Origin of the sequence: Microcoleus sp. w2-18bC1, assembly GCF_036700365.1 — a bacterium.
Lineage (GTDB): Bacteria > Cyanobacteriota > Cyanobacteriia > Cyanobacteriales > Microcoleaceae > Microcoleus.
This window is the reverse complement of the sequence record NZ_JAUBOS010000094.1, coordinates 1-18215: the sequence shown is the minus strand read 5'-3', so window position 1 is coordinate 18215 and position 18215 is coordinate 1. Positions and strand designations below refer to the sequence as shown.

The window sequence follows — 18215 nt, the reverse complement described above, 5'->3', positions numbered from 1 at the left end:
TATATTTAACTCGGCTTGAAGATATCGATCGCTCTTATTCTTGATGTGCGATCGATTATTCAGCAAGCCCTAATTATTTATCATAGGTACGCACCGCTCGATCACCAATTACCGGGCGTACCTCATTTAACTGAGAATTTATATAAAAATAGGTTGGGTGTCCTAAAAGTTCAACCCAACCTATTAATTAAATGAGACTTAAGAGTTTAGCCTTGATTCACCACAGTCGGTTTTAAACTTTCCTGTGACTTCGATCGATCTAAACCATTTTGAACTTCCACAGATTCCTTAATCGGTTTCCGGGCTTCAATTAAACTCAAAGCTTTGTTGACACCTTCAGGTAAAATCACTACCAAACTGCCTACCGCCGCCTCATCTAAAGCCTTGTTAACGGCCGTTGTTTCGTCGAGAATCAACTCGTATTCAACTTGAGATTTCTTTGCGGTTCCTGCAGAAATCGCCTCGGCAATTCCCTGGCAAATTAACTGGGCCACAACACCGGGTTCTCGCCCGCGCCTGTCAATATCTTCCTTGACAATAATACGATCGAACATCTCGGCCGAAAGTTTACCCAGCGTGACAAAATCTTCATCTCGTCGGTCTCCGGGAGCACCTACTACCCCGATTCGCAGTCCCGGCCAATTCAGCACGAAACTGCCCAAAGCTTTGTAGCTGTGGGGGTTGTGGGCGTAGTCGAGTAAAGCGTGATAGCTGCCCAAATTAAACAGGTTCATCCTTCCGGGAGTTTGACCGACGGATGCTTGGAAGCTTGACAAAGCAGCGCGAATATCTTCTATTTTCACTCCTTGAGCAAAAGCTGCTAAACAAGCTGCTAAAGCATTGGCAATCATAAACGGCGCGCGCGCGCCCATCGTCAGCGGCACGTTCACAGCCTGCTCAATTCTCAGCGTCCAATCGCCTTTTAAGATCGACAAGTAGCCATTTTCGTAAATCGCTGCCAGCCCGCCCGCAGCGGTATGTTTGGCAACCAGTTCGTTGTCCGGGTTCATGGAAAAATATGCAATTTGAGCCTTGACACGCTGCGCCATTTGTGATACCAGCGGGTCGTCTGCATTCAAAACTGCATAGCCTTTGGGCATTACCGACTCGACGAGGACACTCTTGAGTTTGGCCAGTTGTTCCACGGTGTCGATGTCCCCAATTCCCAAGTGATCGGCCGCGACGTTCAAGACGACGCCGACATCGCACTGATCGAAGCCGAGGCCCGATCGCAAAATTCCGCCTCTAGCCGTTTCCAGCACCGCCACTTCCACCGTTGGGTCAGACAAAATCAATTGAGCACTCTGCGGCCCGGTATTGTCTCCGCTTTCGACCAAATAATCGCCGATGTAAGTGCCGTCGGTAGTCGTGTAGCCGGTAATCTGACCGGTCTGTTTGACAATGTGGGCAAGCAGGCGAGTGGTTGTCGTTTTGCCGTTGGTTCCCGTTACCGCTAAAATCGGCACCCGGCTGGGTTGAGGCGAGGGGAAAAGCATATCGAAGACGGCACCGGCGACGTTGCGGGGTAAACCTTGACTCGGGGCGACGTGCATTCTGAAACCCGGTGCTGCGTTGACTTCGACGATGACGCCGTTGACATCGCGCAGGGGTTGGGAAATGTCGGGAGTTACTACGTCAATGCCGGCGATGTCCAAACCGATAATTTTGGCGACTCTCGAAAACAGCCAGACGTTTTCTGGGTGGATTTCGTCGGTGCGATCGACTGCAATGCCACCGGTACTCAAGTTTGCTGTCGCGCGCAAAAATACTCTTTCGCCGGCGGGCAATACCGAGTCCATCGCGTATCCTTGTTTTTGCAGCAAATCCAGGGACAATTTGTCGATCGTGATCCGGGTGAGCACGTTGTCGTGTCCGTCTCCTCGCTGCGGGTCGCGGTTTACTTCTTCAATAAGCTGTTCTACTGTAGACTTGCCGTTACCCACGACGTTAGCGGGGACTCGTTCTGCGACTGCTATGACTTGCCCGTTGACTACCAATACTCTGTGATCACGGCCGACGTAATAGCGCTCGACAATGACGCTTTTTGTTTTTGATGCGGCGCTGGCTAAGTCGTAGGCTTCTTCTGCTGCTTCCCAGGAATTGATGTCGATCGTAATGCCGCGGCCGTGGTTGCCGTCTAGGGGTTTGAGGACGATCGGATAACCGCCGACATCTTCGATCGCCCCGCGCAGTTCATCCAAATAATGAATCACCGTTCCTCTGGGAACCGGTACACCAGCGCTGGCGAGGATATTTTTGGTACCTTCCTTGTCACAGGCAAGTTCTACTCCCAAAACTCCCGTCCGGTTGCTCAGAGTTGCCTGAATCCGCTTTTGGTGAACCCCGTAGCCGAGTTGAATCATAAACCGGGCGCTCAAAGGTATCCAAGGAATGCCGCGCGCTTCTGCTTCCTTAATCAGTGTTTCCGTGCTCGGCCCGAGTGCCGCCGACGCAGCAAACTCTCTCAGGTCTCTCAAATCTTGGACTAATTCTGCTGCTGGATAAGTGCCTGTCTCGGCAATACTTTGGCACATCCGCACGCCCGCCCGGGCTGCATAGCGACCTGCTTGTTCGTTTTGATACTCGATTACTACTTGGTAAATGCCTGGGGTCGCAGTTTCGCGGGTGCGGCCGAACCCGACCGGCATTCCTGCCATTTCCTGAAGTTCTAGGGCGACGTGTTCGATTACGTGTCCCATCATTGTGCCTTCTCTGACCCGTTGCAGGAATCCTCCCTGATGGCCTGGTGAACAGTGATGGTCGTTCAAACTCGGAAGTGCGGCGATCAACCCTTCATAGAAGCCAGGAATTTCGGATGTTTTTTTATCTGCCCACTCCTCTAAATCCAGACGCATCAGGACGAGTTTCTGGCGTCGGATGCTCCAGTAGTTGGGGCCGCGTAAGGTCTGGATTTTAAGTATTTTCATGGCAGTTAGAGGGGTATGGGGCGCGAAATCTTATAGATAATTGGAGCATTTATTCAATTTCGATCTAGATTGCTCGATCGACTGTTCGCTGCGAACAGTTTGGGAGTGAATTTCCAGTTATGGGCTACCCAATTGAAAATTCATGCCCTTGCGATCGGCTAAAAACAAGTACAGGTACATGGCTAGCAAAAAATCAAAGCCCGAAGTTAGAACTTTCTGTGATTCTGCCTTCTCGGCTCAGCCCGTGGCTGCTTCGGAATCTATTCTATTGTTGTATCCATGATTCGGCCGGAATGCCGCCTAATTTCTGCCGAATCAATGACAAGAGATGTTGTACGTTAGTTGGCTGTGCGGCATTCGGGGGGCCAGCCAGACTCGGAACAGGCTCCTGATGGCATTGGTTTGCCGAGGGGCATATTGTAGCAATCTCCGTGACATAGAACGTGCAAGCGCATATTGAACAGACTTAAGGGTTCTGTCGCTCCTACCATAGACTCATTGGTATAAAAATTTTCCCTAGAATCAACAATAGTCACAGTGCCTTTACCGAGAATTTTCATAGTATCGTCTCCCTCAAACAAGGCGCAGGTGTCTTCGTCAATACCAATAGCGATGCGATCGGGATGGCAAGCCACAGCCGACAGCAAGCGAGCCATGCGGTTGCGGTTGTGAAAATGCTGATCTACGATGATCTCAGGAATAATGTTAAGTCCGTTTGCCATGTCTACTAAAGAGCGGTTCGGTGACGCGCCACTCCCACCGCCTGCAATCATGTGATATCCCATCACCGCAGCACCTGCGCTGGTGCCAGCAAGGGTAATCTTGCCTTCGAGAGTTTCTTTGCGAATTTTCTCCATCAGCGGGGTGTCCGCCAGCAGTCCACAAAGCCGCAGTTGGTCGCCGCCTGTGATGAATACGCCCGTACAGTCTTCTAAGTAATCTTTCCAGACGGGGTTTTCGCCTTGTTCGCGTTCGCGGATGTCCACTACTTTGACGGCGCCAACGCCCATTTCGTCAAATATTGTACGGTAGCGGTTGCTAATTCCTTCGGGATCTCGCGAAGCGCACGGAACGATCGCCAGCCGAGCGTTTGCACCCCCAGCACGGCAAAAAAAGGTGTTCAGAATCTCTCGCCCGTGAACTTTGTCTTCGGCTCCCCCGATGACCATAATCGAGGTTTTTGTGCGCTGGGGAATATTGTGTTCAAGGGCTTGAGATGTCAACTGCTGCATGGTGTGTCTTCCTCTGTTGGATGTGAAATTCAATTTTGCCGTGGCTGTGCGTAGAATAGGGCTTTTTAAGAATAAATATTTGTTGGTGCGAGGGATGTGCGATCGCCGATCGTGCGATCCCGCAGTTGTTTGGCGGTGAGTTTACTTGCAGTCGCTGTCATGAAAAACTGATTATTGTTGTACAAAACGGGCCCGCCGACAAAGGAAGAGAATTTAACTTGCAAAAATTTTCAGAAATTATAAGAAATTATAAAGAATAAAGCAATTACTGAAAACTGAACTCCCTCTAAAGGTCAAACTAGAGGTGATGTATCAATGAAATTCCAATAATTGTGCGATTTGACGTTGTTACCCTATTTCCAGAATTTTTCCGGGCTCCCCTAGAGTCGGGACTGATGGGCAAAGCCTTAGCTAAAAAGATTGCTGAGGTGAATTTTGTCAATCCCCGCGATTTTACCACAGACAAACACCAGCGAGTCGATGATGAGCCTTACGGGGGCGGAGTGGGGATGCTGATGAAACCGGAACCGATTTTTGCTGCGGTGGAGTCGCTGCCGGTTTTGCCGAGGCGGGAGGTGATCTTGCTGACTCCCCAGGGGGAACCGATGCAGCAGTCGATGTTTCGAGAGTTGGCGGTCGGTCGCGATCAGTTGGTCTTGATTTGCGGTCATTATGAGGGTGTGGACGATCGAGTGCTACATTTGGTCACTCGCGAGGTGTCTTTGGGGGATTTTGTGCTCACGGGGGGCGAAATTCCAGCTTTGGCTTTGATAAATGGGGTTTTGCGATTGCTGCGGGGAACTGTGGCGAAGGAAGATTCCCTAAAGTTTGAGAGTTTTGAAGACGGACTTTTGGATTATCCGCAGTACACTCGACCTGCGGATTTTCGGGGATTGAAGGTGCCCGACGTGTTGCTGTCTGGTAATCACGCAGAAATTGCTCGCTGGCGCAAGCAACAGCAAATTGAAAGAACGCGCCAAAGGCGATCGGATTTGTACGATCGGTGGTTCCAGGAGAGGGAAGAATAGGAGAAAGGGCGATCGCACGAGTGGTCAGAAACCGGGTTTTTTGTGGTAATACTTCGTTGTAGTCCACAGATTCGGTAAATAACCCGGTTTCTTTGGTCTTGATGCGTAAATTCCGTATATTTAAGAGCCTAATAAATTTTGGATTCGCGTTTGTAAGTCTTTGAGTTCAGGAGAGCGATCGAGAAGTCTGCGAGAATTTTCTAGCGTTTCCAGCATTAACGGTTCTCTCCCCCCTCCAACAGCTTTAGGATTGCCATAACTGCTGAGGAAAGCAGCCAAAAAAAATCTTTAACACTCGGATCGGCATTAAAAGATAAATTCACTTATCTCCCTGAAAATATGAAATAATTGTCCTCTACTATACTTCCCAAACCCCAATTTTACATGAACATCCGCATCGGCAATGGCTACGACATTCACTGCTTAGTGCCAGAACGCCCCCTCATCCTCGGTGGCGTGCACATTCCCCACGAATTAGGCTTACTCGGCCACAGCGACGCCGACGTACTTACCCACGCTATCATGGACGCGATGCTCGGAGCTCTCAGCTTAGGAGATATCGGTCTTTATTTCCCTCCAACTGACCCGAAATGGAAAGGTGCTGATAGTCTCGTCTTGCTAGCACAAGTCAATCAGTTAATATTAGATAAAGGCTGGGAAATCGGCAATATTGATTCGGTGGTGGTAGCGGAACGTCCAAAGCTGAAACCGCATATTGAGCAAATGCGCGATCGGCTTTCTGCTGTCCTACAATTAAAACCAGACCAAATCGGCATCAAAGCCACCACCAACGAAAAATTAGGTCCGGTGGGGAGAGAAGAAGGAATCGCGGCTTACGCTGTAGTTTTGTTAGTGCTAAAATAAAACTTTAATCTACGTTTTAGGAAGGCCAAAACCATGCAAACTGAAACATTGGATTTAGAGTTACCCATAGACGCCGATATTATCGCATTGGATAAGGACGATCGGGTAGTCGTGCTAATCGAAGTCAAAATTATTGAAGCTCAAGAACCAGCAGCAAAGCAGAGGATTGCTGATTACATGATATCTTGGATGAAAGCTGCGTTAGCGAAAATGTCCGAGCAACGAACCATCATTCCCTATGCGATGTTTGTTGACACCGAGCAGATTCTGATTTTTAAATGGGACGGAGTAAATTTATCTGAACCTGTTTGCTCTCTAAACACTGCTGAGATCCTTCGCCATTATGAGCCTGAATTTGGCAACAAACGGATATTTAAGCGATACCTAACTAGACTGGTTGAAGCATGGCTGCGCGACTTAGCTTATAATTGGAAGTCTGAGATTCCAACCGCGTCAGAACAGATAGCAAAAATCGGCTTGCTGCCACTGCTAGCAGGTGGGACGACAAAATCTGGGGTAGAAATTGGTGGCAATTTTATATATCGAGACTAACTTTCTGATGAGCATTGCTACGGGACGCGACCCTGACGCTAACAACTTGTTGGTGAGTGTACCTACATCAGTCAGCATAGCCATACCAAGTATTTGCTGCATGGAATTACTTTCGGCTTTAGAAGATGAAATCAAGAAGCGACGCAACCGTTTTTTAGGTGAAATGGAAAAACAAATTAGTCAGCTAAAGCGAGATAAAACTTCCCCCTCTGCCCAGTCTCTTGTCTTCCACTTAGAGCAATCACTCAATGAAAACGAGGCTCTGATAAATGATATTAATACACGTCTTTTTGCAGCTCTTGATTTGTTAGCCACCAAGATAGAAATGATTTCCTTAACAGCAGGCATACTTCAATCAAGTTTGAATTCAATTTTTATTGAAGAAGACCCTACAGACAATTTGATTCTGCACTGCATCTTGAATCACGCACACTTACATCCTAATGAAGTCAAAGTATTTTTGAGTAATAATACAAAAGAATTTGGTCTGCCCAAAGTTCGAGATGCTTTGCGGGAAGTAGGGATAACCAAGTATTTTTCGTGCACTGAAGACTTTCTCGGTTGGTTACAATCTCAGTCATAGTTGCACGCAGGTGGTAAACTAAAAAATTATGAAAATTTCTATGATGCTACATTCAAGACTGCGCTGGCTGGCTGTTCTGCTGGCTGCAATTGCCGCCATAACTCTGTCTGCGTGCAGTCCAGCCCGATCGAACTTAGTAAACAGACTCATCGTTCCCACCCCCAGCGGCCCAGCCACCTTTAACTACCCGCTAAATCAATCTGCATACAGCGTTTTTGGCTATATGTACGAGGGATTGATCAACGAAAACGGCTTGACATCCGAGTTAGAACCCGGTTTAGCCGAGTCCTGGGAAGTTTCTAAAGATGGCAAAAAGATTGTCTTCGCCCTGCGAGAGGGATTGAAATGGTCGGACGGCCAACCTCTGACTACTGATGACATTATCTTCAGCTATGAAAAGATTTATTTCAATGACAAAATTCCTAGCGGTTTGAAAGATATTCTGAGGGTTGGCATCAGTGGCGAATTTCCAAAAGTCAAAAAACTCGACAGTCGCCGCGTAGAATTTTCCGTTGCAGAACCCTTTGCTCCTTTTATTAGATATGCTGGGGGAATCCCAATTTTACCAGCTCATATTTTACAGGAATCTATCGATAATACAGATGCAGACGGCAAGCCTAAATTCTTGACTACTTGGGGTACGGATACTGACCCTAAAAAAATTGTGGGGAATGGTCAATACCGAATGCTGAGCTATACTCCCAATCAGCGCGTTGTTTTGGAACGAAATCCGTATTATTGGCGCAAAAATTCTGAGGGAAATCCTCAACCTTACATCCAGCAAATTGTTTGGCAAATTATCGAAAATACTGACAATCAACTGCTGAATTTTAGATCGGGCGATTTGGATACTCTGAACGTGGAGCCGGAAGTGTTTCCCCTGCTGAAACGGGAGGAGAAACGCGGCCAATATACGGTCTTCAACGGCGGCCCGGATACTGGCAGCGTGTTTATGTGTTTCAATCTGAATAAGGGGCGCAATGCTCAAAATCAGCCGTTTGTAGACCCGGTTAAGGCTCGCTGGTTCGCGAGTAAAGAATTTCGGCAGGCGATCGCCTATGGCATCAACCGCGAGGCGATGACTAACAATATCTATCGCGGACTTGGCGCGCCGCTGCATTCCCCAATTCCGGCGCAAAGCCCGTTTTACCTGTCCCCAGAACAGGGATTGAAAACTTACAGTTACGATCGACAAAAAGCCAAAGAGTTACTGTTAAGCGCTGGTTTTAAGTATAATAGTAACGGCGAATTGTTGGATGCTGAAGGCAACAAGGTACGATTTACTTTGTTGATGGCGGCAGGTAAAAAAGTTCGGGAACAAATGGGAACGCAAATTAAGCAAGACTTGGGCAAACTGGGGATGCAAATTGATACGCAGTTCCTAAGTTTTAACACTTATGTGGAAAAGCTGCGATTGACGCGAAATTGGGATACTTACCTCGGCGGTTTTACGGGAGGTACTGAACCGCACAGCGGCTACAATATTTGGTCAGTCAATGGCACTTTGCACAGTTTCAACCAGGGCCCGCAATTCGGAGAACCCCCGATTAAAGGTTGGGAAGTGTACGACTGGGAGCAGAAAATCGATGACCTTTATGTGAAGGCTTCCCAGGAGCTTGATGAGGCGAAGCGCAAGGAACTTTATGGAGAAACGCAGCGGATTATAGCGGAACAAGTTCCTTTTGTTTATATGGTAAATCCGCTGACTTTTGAGGCGGTGCGCGATCGCGTTTCGGGAATTCGCTACAGTGCCCTCGGCGGTGCTTTCTGGAATTTGTACGAACTGAAAATAACAGAATAGTCAATCGATTTTAGATTTTAGATTTTAGATTTTAGATTTTAGATTGACTCCACAGATGAATCTGGGAACTTGAACAAGAGTCTAAAATTGTGCCATCGCGATTTAAGTTGGGGGCTTGTATCCGTTTTTGGGCAGGTCATTAGTTAGCAGTCATTTGTTATTAGTTTATGGAACCTAAAATTTTACAGAAGTTACTCGAATCAGTGGCCGCCGGCGATGTGAGTCCGATCGCAGCTTTGGATAAATTAAAGCATTTTGACTTTGAACAAGTCGGCGATTTTGCCAAAATTGACCACCACCGTACTCTGAGAACGGGTTTTCCTGAAGTAATTTGGGGCCCAGGGAAAACGCCAGACCAAATTGTTGAGATTATCGAGGCGATGCGCGGGCGAAATTCTGCGGTGATGGCGACGCGAATCGAACCGGAAGTTTTCGAGCAATTGCAACAAAAAATACCCGATTTGTGCTATCACCAAAAGGCTCGAATTTGTGCAATTTCTCCCAATTCCCCCAGTCCGCAGCATCCGGGTACTGTGACTATTATCAGTGCGGGAACGGCGGATTTGCCTGTAGCGGAAGAGGCGGCAGTTACTGCGGAACTTTGCGGTTTTCAGGTGCGACGTTTGTGGGATGTCGGAGTTGCCGGCATTCACCGCTTGCTGAGCAACCGGCACGTAATTGCCGATGCTGATGTGTTGATTGCAGTAGCGGGTATGGAAGGTGCTTTGGCGAGTGTGGTTGCGGGTTTGGCAGATTGTCCGGTGATTGCTGTGCCGACGAGTGTAGGTTACGGCGCGAGTTTTGGCGGGATTGCTCCTCTTTTAACTATGCTTAATTCTTGTGCGGCTGGTGTGGGTGTGGTGAATATTGATAATGGATTTGGGGCAGCGATTTTGGCTTGTCAAATTCTCAGAAGTGCTGGCAGAGTGGGGAAAATCATCAAAGAGGGGGAGAATGGGAGAGAGGGGGAATAATTAGGAACCCCCTCGATTAGATCAGACTAAGTCTAACTGTCACAGGACGATCGATCTATTTTTAAGGTGCGTCAGACTCCGTTGTTGAAAGATTATTGAAGATTTCCGATAGTAGAGCACCTTACTATATATGTCAGTTGCTTCCAGGACTGCCAGACTCGGCGGTTGAAACCGCGTCTACACTTGCCTCTCGTCTCTGCAGAGGAGGACTAAAAAATACAGGAGGTATTATTAAAGCGGCGTTGGATATTACTTGCTGCCTAGCCAAATCGGATAAGCAGAAGAATCCTCAGCTTTTAACTTTTGCGCCTGATAACTCTTGCTAGTCCAAGTAGCTACTGTTTGCAGGCTTTCTGTCAAACAACTTTCGCTACCAAACGCTTCAAATCCCAAACTCCACCACGCGCTGCCGTTAATGTTCAACTGAGTAAGTTCCACGGTGCAACCTTGGGGAATTGGGGCTTCCACAGGCACAGACATCAGGGAACCAGGGGTCGATACTTGATAAAGACGCTGCGCTCGCTTTTTCTTGACTGCCACCCACTTTCCTGTCGCCAAAATATCCGCCGGTATCGGCGCCATCGTGTCCGCACAAACCCACTTCAGCCACTTTTCGGCTTTGCCTTCCCAGCGGTTGCCAAACTGCATCGTCCCCAACTCTCCCTGACGCCACTTTACCTCCAAGGTTTTCCCACGCAGCTTCACTCCCAAGTAGTCGCAGCTTGGTACTAGCAAATATATGTCTTCCCGCTCTTCAGGAGGCGAAAGATACCCGCCGAGACTCTCGCTTCCAAACCATTGATTGATTGATTTTGGCAGTGCACCGCTATAAAACCAACGCATTTCCAGACTGGCCCGCATAAATTTTTCCTCCGTTCCACAATTTTCGTCAAACCCAGACTGGATTTGCCATACACCATCGACTTTTGTGCCTCTCCACTCTATCCTCCCCCCTCCGGGGCCCAGAGTCTACCCACAGTCATACCATTTTAGATTTTAGATTTTAGATTTTAGATTGGGGAAAGACTGACTATATAAGGGTTTAGAGCTTGCCTACAGTTGCGTTTTTTTTATTTACTGGTGTCAGAGCGAGGTCTTTAAAAAAAATTTCTCACAATCCTTTACATATCTTCACAAGTCTGTTACATTTATTTACAGTACACTAAAAACCATTTAGGAAAAAAAAGATGAGTAACAGAGGCTTAATGCTGGACGACCAAGGCAAAATGAACAATTTTGCGATCGAGCCGACAGTATACATCGATGACCAACCCCGCACCGGCTTTACCCCCTACGCAGAACGCTTAAACGGCCGCCTTGCCATGATTGGCTTTGTTTCTCTCTTGGCTTTAGAAGTTTCGACCAAGCACGGGCTGATTAGCTGGTTAACTCACCTGTAATGATTTTGTTAACAATTAAACTATATGGCTATGGATCGCTGGCGGTACACAAACAGCGATCCATAGCTTAACTATTTTGAGGGGCAAGGTTTGGTGAGACAATTAAAATTAAATATTTTTGTTTTACCCTACCCGTAAAAAAAATGCTCAAACGAATTGCGGCAATACTTTTGGTGGTTCTAAGCCTCACCTTGACCGGTTGTGTGTCTAAAGTCACTGGACTCAAAAGCTACGTTGATACTGGCGATGGCTATCAATTTCTCTATCCTAACGGCTGGCTGCCGATCGCGGTTTCTAACGGGCCCGATGTGGTGTTCCGCGATTTGATTCAGCAAACCGAGAACGTCAGCGTGGTAATCAGTCCTGTCGCGAAGGACAAAACTCTGGCTGATTTGGGAACACCGACGGATGTGGGATACAAGCTCAGCAAAAGTGCGATCGCCCCGATTGATTCCGGCCGCGAAGCTGAATTAGTCAATGCAGAAGCTCGTGAATCGCGATCGAAAAACTATTACATTTTAGAATACGCCGTTAAGTTGCCAAACCAAGAACGCCACAACTTAGCGAGTGTAGCCGTCAGCCGCGGCAAACTTTTTACGCTTAACGTTTCCACTACTGAAGAACGTTGGCCCAAGGTAAAAGAAGCTTTTGAGAAAGTTGTTAAATCTTTTTCTGTTTATTAGGGCATGGGGCATGGGGCATGGGTTAGTTGCCAACTGACAACTGTCAACTGACAACTGTCAACTGACAACTGACAACTGTCAACTGTCAACTGTCAACTGAACTTCTTAAATGATGAAAATTCCAACTTTTGTATTAGCTTCAGCTTCTCCAGCGCGCCGCCGCCTCCTAGAAAATGCCGGCATTCAAGCTGTGATTTGCCCCAGCGACTTTGATGAAAGGCAAATACAAATGAAAGATGCCACTAATTTAGTGCAGGTTTTAGCAGAGGGGAAAGCTGAGGCTGTAGCTAAGTTTTTACTCGCTAATTCTCACCCGCAAATCCCCAATCCCAAATCTTGTTTTGTGTTGGGATGCGATTCAATTTTGCTCATAGATGGCGAAATTCACGGCAAACCCAAGGATGAGGAAGAAGCAATCTCGCGCTGGCAGAAAATGCGCGGTAAGGTGGGCGAACTCTATACGGGTCATGCTTTAATTGATACTAGATTCGATGACTTTGGTGAGGCGAGGTCGCGATCGATCATTCGCTGTCAAGTTACAAAAGTTCATTTTGCGGAAGTGACCTCGCGCCAAATAGCGGCTTACGTCGCTACCGGAGAGCCCCTCGCCTGTGCAGGCTGTTTTGCACTCGAAGGTAAAGGCGGTTTGTTTGTAGAACAAATCGAAGGATGCCACACAAATGTGATTGGTTTAAGCTTACCTCTGCTGCGGCAAATGCTCACCGAAATGGGATATGATGTGGCGGATTTCTGGCAATCTTAAATATTGTTGAATTGATGTCAGGAATCGGGAGGAAGAGCCTCGCTGATATGCCTTCCCAGGCAGATCCTGGGAACGAGGATTGAGAGCCTTGTTGTTGTCGGATGGGCGTTTCGTGCCGCCCATCCGTGCTATGCAGATTACTCTTGCCCACCAATTGGTAATTATCCTAGAGCGCCTCATCCGATACAGATATAAACTGAAGTTGATCCGGCGAAACATCCTTCACCAAACCCAAGATATTGCCGGTACTAGCTTCCCGAATCACCGTCGCCTTAGTATTTAAAATTCTAAAATCAGCCGTTCGAGGAATTCCCGGAGGAAAAGGCCCGCTGCTGTCATAATCTCTGGCATCACCAATTGTTAAAAACCTTTCGCTCAAAACAATATCATTTCGCGTCAATCCAGACGCTAATCCAATTACATCACCTTCAAGCCGATTGTAATCGAGAATAAAATCGGCAGGCACTTCATCTACATCAAAATTGCCGCTAGGAGACGGTTGAAGCGAACCAATCTCTCCCGAAGTTGCTCCCACTTCTGTGCGGACGATAAATAAATCTGCGCCTTCACTTCCCCACAGTCTATCAATTTCAGCATCACCGATTAGAGTATCATTTCCGCTCTCTCCTACTACAGCATCATTCCCTTTTCCGCCGCGAATAAAGTCATTGGCCGTGCCTCCATAAACGTAGTCATTACCTTGATCTCCGCTGACAAAATCGCTGCCACATTCTCCATAAAGAATGTCAAAATCTTGACCACCACGAATAGTATCGCTGCCGCAACCTCCAATTAAAGTATCTGTGCCACTGTTACCGTTCATCAGTTCCGCACCACCGGAACCTCTGACAAAATCGTTACCAGCTAAGGCACGCAAACCTCCGGCAGTATTCCGCAGAATTCCATTTGCTAATTGAAATGCGTCGTCATTGGGAGTTAAGTCAAAAAAGTTGGGGTCGCTGCCTGGATTTGGCAATGGGCCTGTGAGTAATTTGATGTTTGGGGGATCAGCAATAATTGGGTCTGAATTTTCAGCTAATGCTCTAATTTCTCCGAAATTTGTTTCTAACATCCTAAGTTTCTCCTTTTTTGATTAACTTTGTTGACATTCTGATTTTAACAAAGATTTCAATTAAGAAATCTGCGGGAATCTGGGGTTAAAACAATCAAATTATTGTCAAAATTGCCGTAGATGCTTATTCAATAAGCGTAGTTTATTGACACCAGGTTGCTCGTCCAAATCCGCAAATATTTTGAACTGTGTACCAATAATTCTGGGGATCGCGTAATCTATTACCCGTCAGCAGTCAGCGTGGGAAAACCCAGAGACTGCTAATTGTCATGAAACCTTGAGTTAAGTCAGGAATAATTAATATGCTAGACACTGCGATCGAATCTATTCAAGCCAGAGAAATCCTCGACTCCCGTGGCCGCCCCACCATTGAAGCTGAAGTTTACCTAGCCAACGGCGTTGTGGGGATCGCCCAAGTCCCCAGCGGTGCTTCTACAGGCTCTTTTGAAGCCCACGAACTCCGCGATGATGATAAAACCCGTTACGGTGGCAAAGGAGTCCTAAAAGCCGTTGCTAACGTCGAACACAAAATTGCCCCCGCTTTGGCTAATATAGATGCGATCGACCAAGCGCTGGTAGACAAAACCATGATTGACTTGGACGGTTCCCCCAACAAATCCAACCTCGGCGCAAATGCCATTCTCGGAGTCTCCTTAGCCACAGCAAAGGCTGCCGCCGAGACTTTAGGGCTCCCCCTCTACCGATACTTGGGCGGGCCCTTGGCGAACGTTTTGCCCGTACCACTGATGAACGTGATCAACGGGGGCTCTCACGCTAACAATAATGTGGACATTCAAGAATTTATGATTGTCCCGGTGGGTGCGCCTTCTTTTAAAGAAGCTTTACGCTGGGGTGCAGAGGTATTTGAATCCTTGAGTAAAGTCTTAAAAGCTGAGGGTTTGCTGACTGGTGTGGGTGATGAAGGCGGTTTTGCGCCTAATCTGAAATCCAATCAAGCAGCTTTGGATTTGTTGATTGCAGCTATTGAAAAAGCTGGCTATAAACCGGGTGAACAAGTTGCTTTGGCTTTGGATGTTGCTGCTAGCGAATTTTACAAAGATGGGCAGTACACTTACGACGGTGTGGCTCATTCGCCGACAGAATTAATCGATTATTTGGATGGTTTGGCCGGAAAATATCCGATTGTTTCTATTGAAGATGGTTTGCACGAAGACGATTGGCACAGTTGGGTAGCACTGACTGAGAAAATGGGTAGCAAAGTTCAATTGGTTGGTGACGATTTGTTTGTTACTAATCGCACGCGGCTGCAAAAAGGAATTGATTTGAAAGCTAGCAATTCGATTTTGATTAAGCTGAATCAAATTGGTTCTTTGACGGAGACTTTGGATACGATCGACCTCGGCAAACGGAACAGCTATCGAGCCGTCATCAGCCACCGTTCGGGTGAAACTGAAGATACCACAATTGCCGATTTAGCGGTAGCGACTCGCGCCGGCCAAATCAAGACTGGTTCTTTGTGTCGCAGCGAACGAGTGGCCAAATATAACCGTTTATTGCGGATTGAAGACCAATTGGGCGATCGGGCAATTTATGCTGGGTCGATCGGTTACGGGCCCAAGTAACACTGGATAATTGGGAATTGGGAATGGGTAATTGGTAATCGGTAATCGGTAATTGGGAATGGGTAATTGGTAATCGATAATCGGTTAGTTTTTAATTTTCATCACCAATGCCCAATGCCCAATGCCCAATGCCCAATGCCCAATGCCCAATTACCAATGCCCAATTACCAATTAAGGATAGAAAGCCAATTGTGGCAAACCCAAAGTTTCTTCCCAACCCATCATCAAGTTCATGCACTGGATGCCTTGACCGGCTTGTCCCTTAATTAAATTGTCGATCGCCGATAGCACAATCACCCTGTCAGTACGCGGATCAACTTCCACACCGATATAACAAAGATTCGTGCCACAAGCCCATTTTGTTTGGGGGTAAACTCCAGCCGGTAACACTTTTACCCAAGGACAATTGCGGTAAAAAGCACTGAAAATTGTGATTAAATCTTCCCGCACCAAACCCGGATCGCGCAAAGTTGCGTACACAGTCGCCAAAATTCCCCGCACCATCGGAATTAGGTGAGGAGTGAACTGAACTTTAATATCATGTCCCGCTAAATCGCTGCAAATTTGCTCGATTTCTGGCGTGTGGCGGTGGCGGCCAACACCGTAAGCGCCCAGAGAACCCTCTGCTTCAGCCAACAAGAGATTAACTTCGGCTTTGCGGCCCCCTCCCGAAGCACCGGATTTGGCGTCGATGATAGCTGTTTCTGGCACAATGAGGCCTTGTTTGAGTAAAGGTGCCAGGGCTAATAAACTAGCAGTGACGTAGCAGCCGGCACAGCCTACTAACTGAGCGTTTTTAATGCGATCGCGGTACAATTCTGGCAAACCATAAACAGCCGTTGCAGCCAGTTCAGAGTCCGATCGCTCGCCGCCGTACCAAGCTTTGTAAGTTTCCAGATTTTCAAATCTGTAATCAGCCGACAAATCCAAGACTTTGCAGCCTTTCTCTATCAGCGTCGGTGCCATTTTGCAAGCTAAACCGTTCGGCAGCGACAGAAACACAACTTCGCATTTTGCCGCTATTTTGTCTAGGTCGATCGCCTCGACTGTCAAATCAATGCAGTTAGTCAGATGCGGATAAAGGCTGGAAAAAGGTTTTCCCGCACTACTATCCCCGCCCAAATACACTACTTCAGCCGCTGGGTGATCTGCCAGCAGTCGCACAAGTTGCACGCCGCCGTACCCTGAAGCGCCGATAATTCCTACAGGCACACGTCCAACATCTCCCATTTTCCTTTATCCCCTCAGCCGTTGAAGTCAAAAACGCTTGAACTTTTGCTGCATTGTAGTACCAAACGTCAACTTTGGTGGCAAAGAATTGTGTTGTTTTGTTTTGGAGGTGCATTTTTGTTAATTTTCGGCTGTTTGATACCGCCCAAAACCCATATAAAGCCCTGGAACTCCCAAAGTTTTAGACCAAAGTTCCATATTCCAGATTCACGGCGCTGCAAGTAAATATAAAATCTAAAATCTAAAATCTAAAATCGACTGACCGATCGCCAAAACCCTAAAATTAACAAACTGATGTGCGATCGTGCTATAAAAAAACTTACCTTAACCCATCCACAAACCGGAGATTGATATTTTTCCCTCTTGCCTCTTGCCTCTTGCTTCCTGTATCCTGCCTCTTCCCTCTTCCCTCTTCCCTCTCCCTTCTTCCTACCTATGGGCATAGTCGTAGAAAACGTATCAAAACAGTTTGGCAGTTTCCAAGCACTCGATCGAGTCAGCTTAGAAATTGAATCGGGTTCCCTAGTCGCATTGCTTGGCCCGTCTGGTTCCGGCAAGTCTACACTGCTGCGACTGATTGCGGGTTTAGAAATTCCCGACTCCGGCAAAATCTGGCTAACAGGCCAAGATGCGACCAATACTAGCGTCCAAGACCGCAAAATTGGGTTCGTATTTCAACACTACGCGCTATTCAAGCACATGACAGTGCGAAAAAACATCGCTTTCGGGCTGCAAATTCAGAAAACACCACCCACGAAAGTCAAATCGCGAGTAGAAGAGTTGTTGAATTTAGTGCAATTGGCAGGATTGGGCGATAGATACCCGTCGCAACTTTCAGGGGGCCAGCGGCAGCGGGTGGCCCTGGCCAGAGCCCTGGCTGTGGAACCGAAAGTGTTACTGCTAGACGAACCTTTTGGAGCTCTCGATGCCAAAGTTCGCAAAGACTTGCGCGCTTGGTTGCGGCGACTGCACGACGAAGTTCACGTTACCACAGTCTTTGTGACGCACGATCAAGAAGAAGCGATGGAAGTTGCCGATCACATTACAGTAATGAATAAAGGTAAAATCGAACAAGTAGGCACACCAGCAGAAATTTACGACCATCCCGCTAGTGCTTTCGTAATGAGTTTTATCGGTCCAGTCAATGTCTTGCCCAGCAGTTCAAGAATGTTTCAAGACAACGGCTTTGACTCAGCCAACCCAGAGATTTTCTTACGCCCTCACGACGTAGTAATTGAAACTACAGAAAATAGTGCAACAGTGCCTGCAAGAATCAGTCGCTTGATTCATTTGGGATGGGAAATTCAGGTAGAATTGACCTTAGATGACGGTCAAGTAGTAAACGCTAATTTGACTAGAGAAAGATTCGATAGCTTGAACTTGCAGCCCCAGCAAAGAGTGTTCGTAAAGCCGAAAGATGCCAAGTCCTTTCCACTTTTTTATTCCATCTAAGGATCGCGAATTAAATAACTTACAATTTTAATTGTTATTGTGGGATGGGCGTCCCGCCCGTCCTTTTTGGA

18 protein-coding genes are annotated in these 18215 nt (G+C 47.3%); 11 read left to right on the top strand and 7 right to left on the bottom strand.

Features of this window, described 5'->3' with window-relative positions; all coding sequences use genetic code 11:
* Positions 1-206: 206 nt before the first annotated feature.
* From cphA to QT979_RS27000, 3 genes are all read right to left on the bottom strand, one after another.
* Entirely contained in the window at positions 207-2927 is a 2721-nt protein-coding gene (cphA, locus tag QT979_RS27010; RefSeq protein ID WP_333312200.1) for a cyanophycin synthetase, read from the bottom strand.
* 338 nt (positions 2928-3265) lie between these two features.
* The gene (locus tag QT979_RS27005) at positions 3266-4159 is read right to left on the bottom strand and encodes a cyanophycinase (RefSeq protein ID WP_333084106.1); all 894 of its coding nucleotides are present in this window, start codon (positions 4157-4159) and stop codon (positions 3266-3268) included.
* Positions 4160-4224: 65 nt separating this feature from the next.
* Complete coding sequence (locus QT979_RS27000; RefSeq protein ID WP_333084108.1) at positions 4225-4383, bottom strand: hypothetical protein; 159 nt, start codon at positions 4381-4383, stop codon at positions 4225-4227.
* A gap of 108 nt (positions 4384-4491) precedes the next feature.
* On the opposite strand from QT979_RS27000, the gene trmD reads away from it, so the two are divergent.
* A complete protein-coding gene (gene trmD / locus QT979_RS26995; protein ID WP_333216634.1) occupies positions 4492-5187 on the top strand; it encodes a tRNA (guanosine(37)-N1)-methyltransferase TrmD in 696 nt (231 codons plus the stop codon).
* A 120-nt stretch (positions 5188-5307) separates the two neighbouring features.
* Here trmD and QT979_RS26990 read toward each other — a convergent pair whose 3' ends face one another.
* Complete coding sequence (locus QT979_RS26990; protein ID WP_333216636.1) at positions 5308-5466, bottom strand: hypothetical protein; 159 nt, start codon at positions 5464-5466, stop codon at positions 5308-5310.
* 105 nt (positions 5467-5571) lie between these two features.
* Between QT979_RS26990 and ispF the strand changes: the two genes are divergently transcribed.
* The 5 genes from ispF to larB all read left to right on the top strand — a co-directional run bounded on the left by ispF (position 5572) and on the right by larB (position 9961).
* Positions 5572-6051, top strand: coding sequence for a 2-C-methyl-D-erythritol 2,4-cyclodiphosphate synthase (ispF, locus tag QT979_RS26985; protein WP_333216638.1), 480 nt, complete (start codon positions 5572-5574; stop codon positions 6049-6051).
* Between the two features lie 33 nt (positions 6052-6084).
* Positions 6085-6603, top strand: a complete 519-nt coding sequence (locus QT979_RS26980; RefSeq protein WP_333216639.1) for a hypothetical protein — start codon at positions 6085-6087, stop codon at positions 6601-6603.
* Between the two features lie 7 nt (positions 6604-6610).
* Positions 6611-7186: a PIN domain-containing protein gene (locus QT979_RS26975; RefSeq protein ID WP_333312199.1), complete on the top strand. Its 576-nt coding sequence runs from the start codon at positions 6611-6613 to the stop codon at positions 7184-7186.
* 40 nt (positions 7187-7226) lie between these two features.
* The gene (locus QT979_RS26970; protein WP_333312198.1) at positions 7227-8987 is read left to right on the top strand and encodes an ABC transporter substrate-binding protein; all 1761 of its coding nucleotides are present in this window, start codon (positions 7227-7229) and stop codon (positions 8985-8987) included.
* A 167-nt stretch (positions 8988-9154) separates the two neighbouring features.
* Entirely contained in the window at positions 9155-9961 is an 807-nt protein-coding gene (larB, locus tag QT979_RS26965) for a nickel pincer cofactor biosynthesis protein LarB (RefSeq protein ID WP_333216643.1), read from the top strand.
* A gap of 249 nt (positions 9962-10210) precedes the next feature.
* Here larB and QT979_RS26960 read toward each other — a convergent pair whose 3' ends face one another.
* A complete protein-coding gene (locus tag QT979_RS26960) occupies positions 10211-10822 on the bottom strand; it encodes a hypothetical protein (RefSeq protein WP_333084122.1) in 612 nt (203 codons plus the stop codon).
* Positions 10823-11148: 326 nt separating this feature from the next.
* Between QT979_RS26960 and QT979_RS26955 the strand changes: the two genes are divergently transcribed.
* From QT979_RS26955 to QT979_RS26945, 3 genes are all read left to right on the top strand, one after another.
* Complete coding sequence (locus QT979_RS26955) at positions 11149-11361, top strand: high light inducible protein (RefSeq protein ID WP_333216317.1); 213 nt, start codon at positions 11149-11151, stop codon at positions 11359-11361.
* Between the two features lie 143 nt (positions 11362-11504).
* Positions 11505-12044, top strand: coding sequence for a photosystem II reaction center PsbP (gene psbP, locus QT979_RS26950; protein WP_333084125.1), 540 nt, complete (start codon positions 11505-11507; stop codon positions 12042-12044).
* Positions 12045-12156: 112 nt separating this feature from the next.
* Positions 12157-12807, top strand: a complete 651-nt coding sequence (locus tag QT979_RS26945) for a nucleoside triphosphate pyrophosphatase (RefSeq protein ID WP_333216321.1) — start codon at positions 12157-12159, stop codon at positions 12805-12807.
* Between the two features lie 166 nt (positions 12808-12973).
* Here QT979_RS26945 and QT979_RS26940 read toward each other — a convergent pair whose 3' ends face one another.
* Positions 12974-13879 (bottom strand): calcium-binding protein, encoded by a 906-nt coding sequence (locus QT979_RS26940; RefSeq protein ID WP_333312197.1) that lies wholly within the window; start codon positions 13877-13879, stop codon positions 12974-12976.
* A 302-nt stretch (positions 13880-14181) separates the two neighbouring features.
* Here QT979_RS26940 and eno point away from each other — a divergent pair, with 302 nt between their 5' ends.
* Complete coding sequence (eno, locus tag QT979_RS26935) at positions 14182-15462, top strand: phosphopyruvate hydratase (protein ID WP_445304815.1); 1281 nt, start codon at positions 14182-14184, stop codon at positions 15460-15462.
* 171 nt (positions 15463-15633) lie between these two features.
* Here eno and argC read toward each other — a convergent pair whose 3' ends face one another.
* Positions 15634-16692: an N-acetyl-gamma-glutamyl-phosphate reductase gene (argC, locus tag QT979_RS26930; RefSeq protein ID WP_333049472.1), complete on the bottom strand. Its 1059-nt coding sequence runs from the start codon at positions 16690-16692 to the stop codon at positions 15634-15636.
* Between the two features lie 435 nt (positions 16693-17127).
* Here argC and QT979_RS26925 point away from each other — a divergent pair, with 435 nt between their 5' ends.
* Positions 17128-18144 (top strand): sulfate/molybdate ABC transporter ATP-binding protein, encoded by a 1017-nt coding sequence (locus QT979_RS26925; RefSeq protein WP_333312196.1) that lies wholly within the window; start codon positions 17128-17130, stop codon positions 18142-18144.
* The last annotated feature ends 71 nt before the right edge of the window (positions 18145-18215 follow it).

Coding starts and splice junctions, on each gene's coding strand:
- cphA (WP_333312200.1), bottom strand. CDS start 2,927: ATGAAAATACTTAAAATCCAGACCTTACGCGGCCCCAACTACTGGAGC.
- QT979_RS27005 (WP_333084106.1), bottom strand. CDS start 4,159: ATGCAGCAGTTGACATCTCAAGCCCTTGAACACAATATTCCCCAGCGC.
- ispF (WP_333216638.1), top strand. CDS start 5,572: ATGAACATCCGCATCGGCAATGGCTACGACATTCACTGCTTAGTGCCA.
- QT979_RS26980 (WP_333216639.1), top strand. CDS start 6,085: ATGCAAACTGAAACATTGGATTTAGAGTTACCCATAGACGCCGATATT.
- QT979_RS26975 (WP_333312199.1), top strand. CDS start 6,611: ATGAGCATTGCTACGGGACGCGACCCTGACGCTAACAACTTGTTGGTG.
- QT979_RS26970 (WP_333312198.1), top strand. CDS start 7,227: ATGATGCTACATTCAAGACTGCGCTGGCTGGCTGTTCTGCTGGCTGCA.
- larB (WP_333216643.1), top strand. CDS start 9,155: ATGGAACCTAAAATTTTACAGAAGTTACTCGAATCAGTGGCCGCCGGC.
- QT979_RS26960 (WP_333084122.1), bottom strand. CDS start 10,822: ATGCGGGCCAGTCTGGAAATGCGTTGGTTTTATAGCGGTGCACTGCCA.
- QT979_RS26955 (WP_333216317.1), top strand. CDS start 11,149: ATGAGTAACAGAGGCTTAATGCTGGACGACCAAGGCAAAATGAACAAT.
- psbP (WP_333084125.1), top strand. CDS start 11,505: ATGCTCAAACGAATTGCGGCAATACTTTTGGTGGTTCTAAGCCTCACC.
- QT979_RS26945 (WP_333216321.1), top strand. CDS start 12,157: ATGAAAATTCCAACTTTTGTATTAGCTTCAGCTTCTCCAGCGCGCCGC.
- QT979_RS26940 (WP_333312197.1), bottom strand. CDS start 13,879: ATGTTAGAAACAAATTTCGGAGAAATTAGAGCATTAGCTGAAAATTCA.
- eno (WP_445304815.1), top strand. CDS start 14,182: ATGCTAGACACTGCGATCGAATCTATTCAAGCCAGAGAAATCCTCGAC.
- argC (WP_333049472.1), bottom strand. CDS start 16,692: ATGGGAGATGTTGGACGTGTGCCTGTAGGAATTATCGGCGCTTCAGGG.
- QT979_RS26925 (WP_333312196.1), top strand. CDS start 17,128: ATGGGCATAGTCGTAGAAAACGTATCAAAACAGTTTGGCAGTTTCCAA.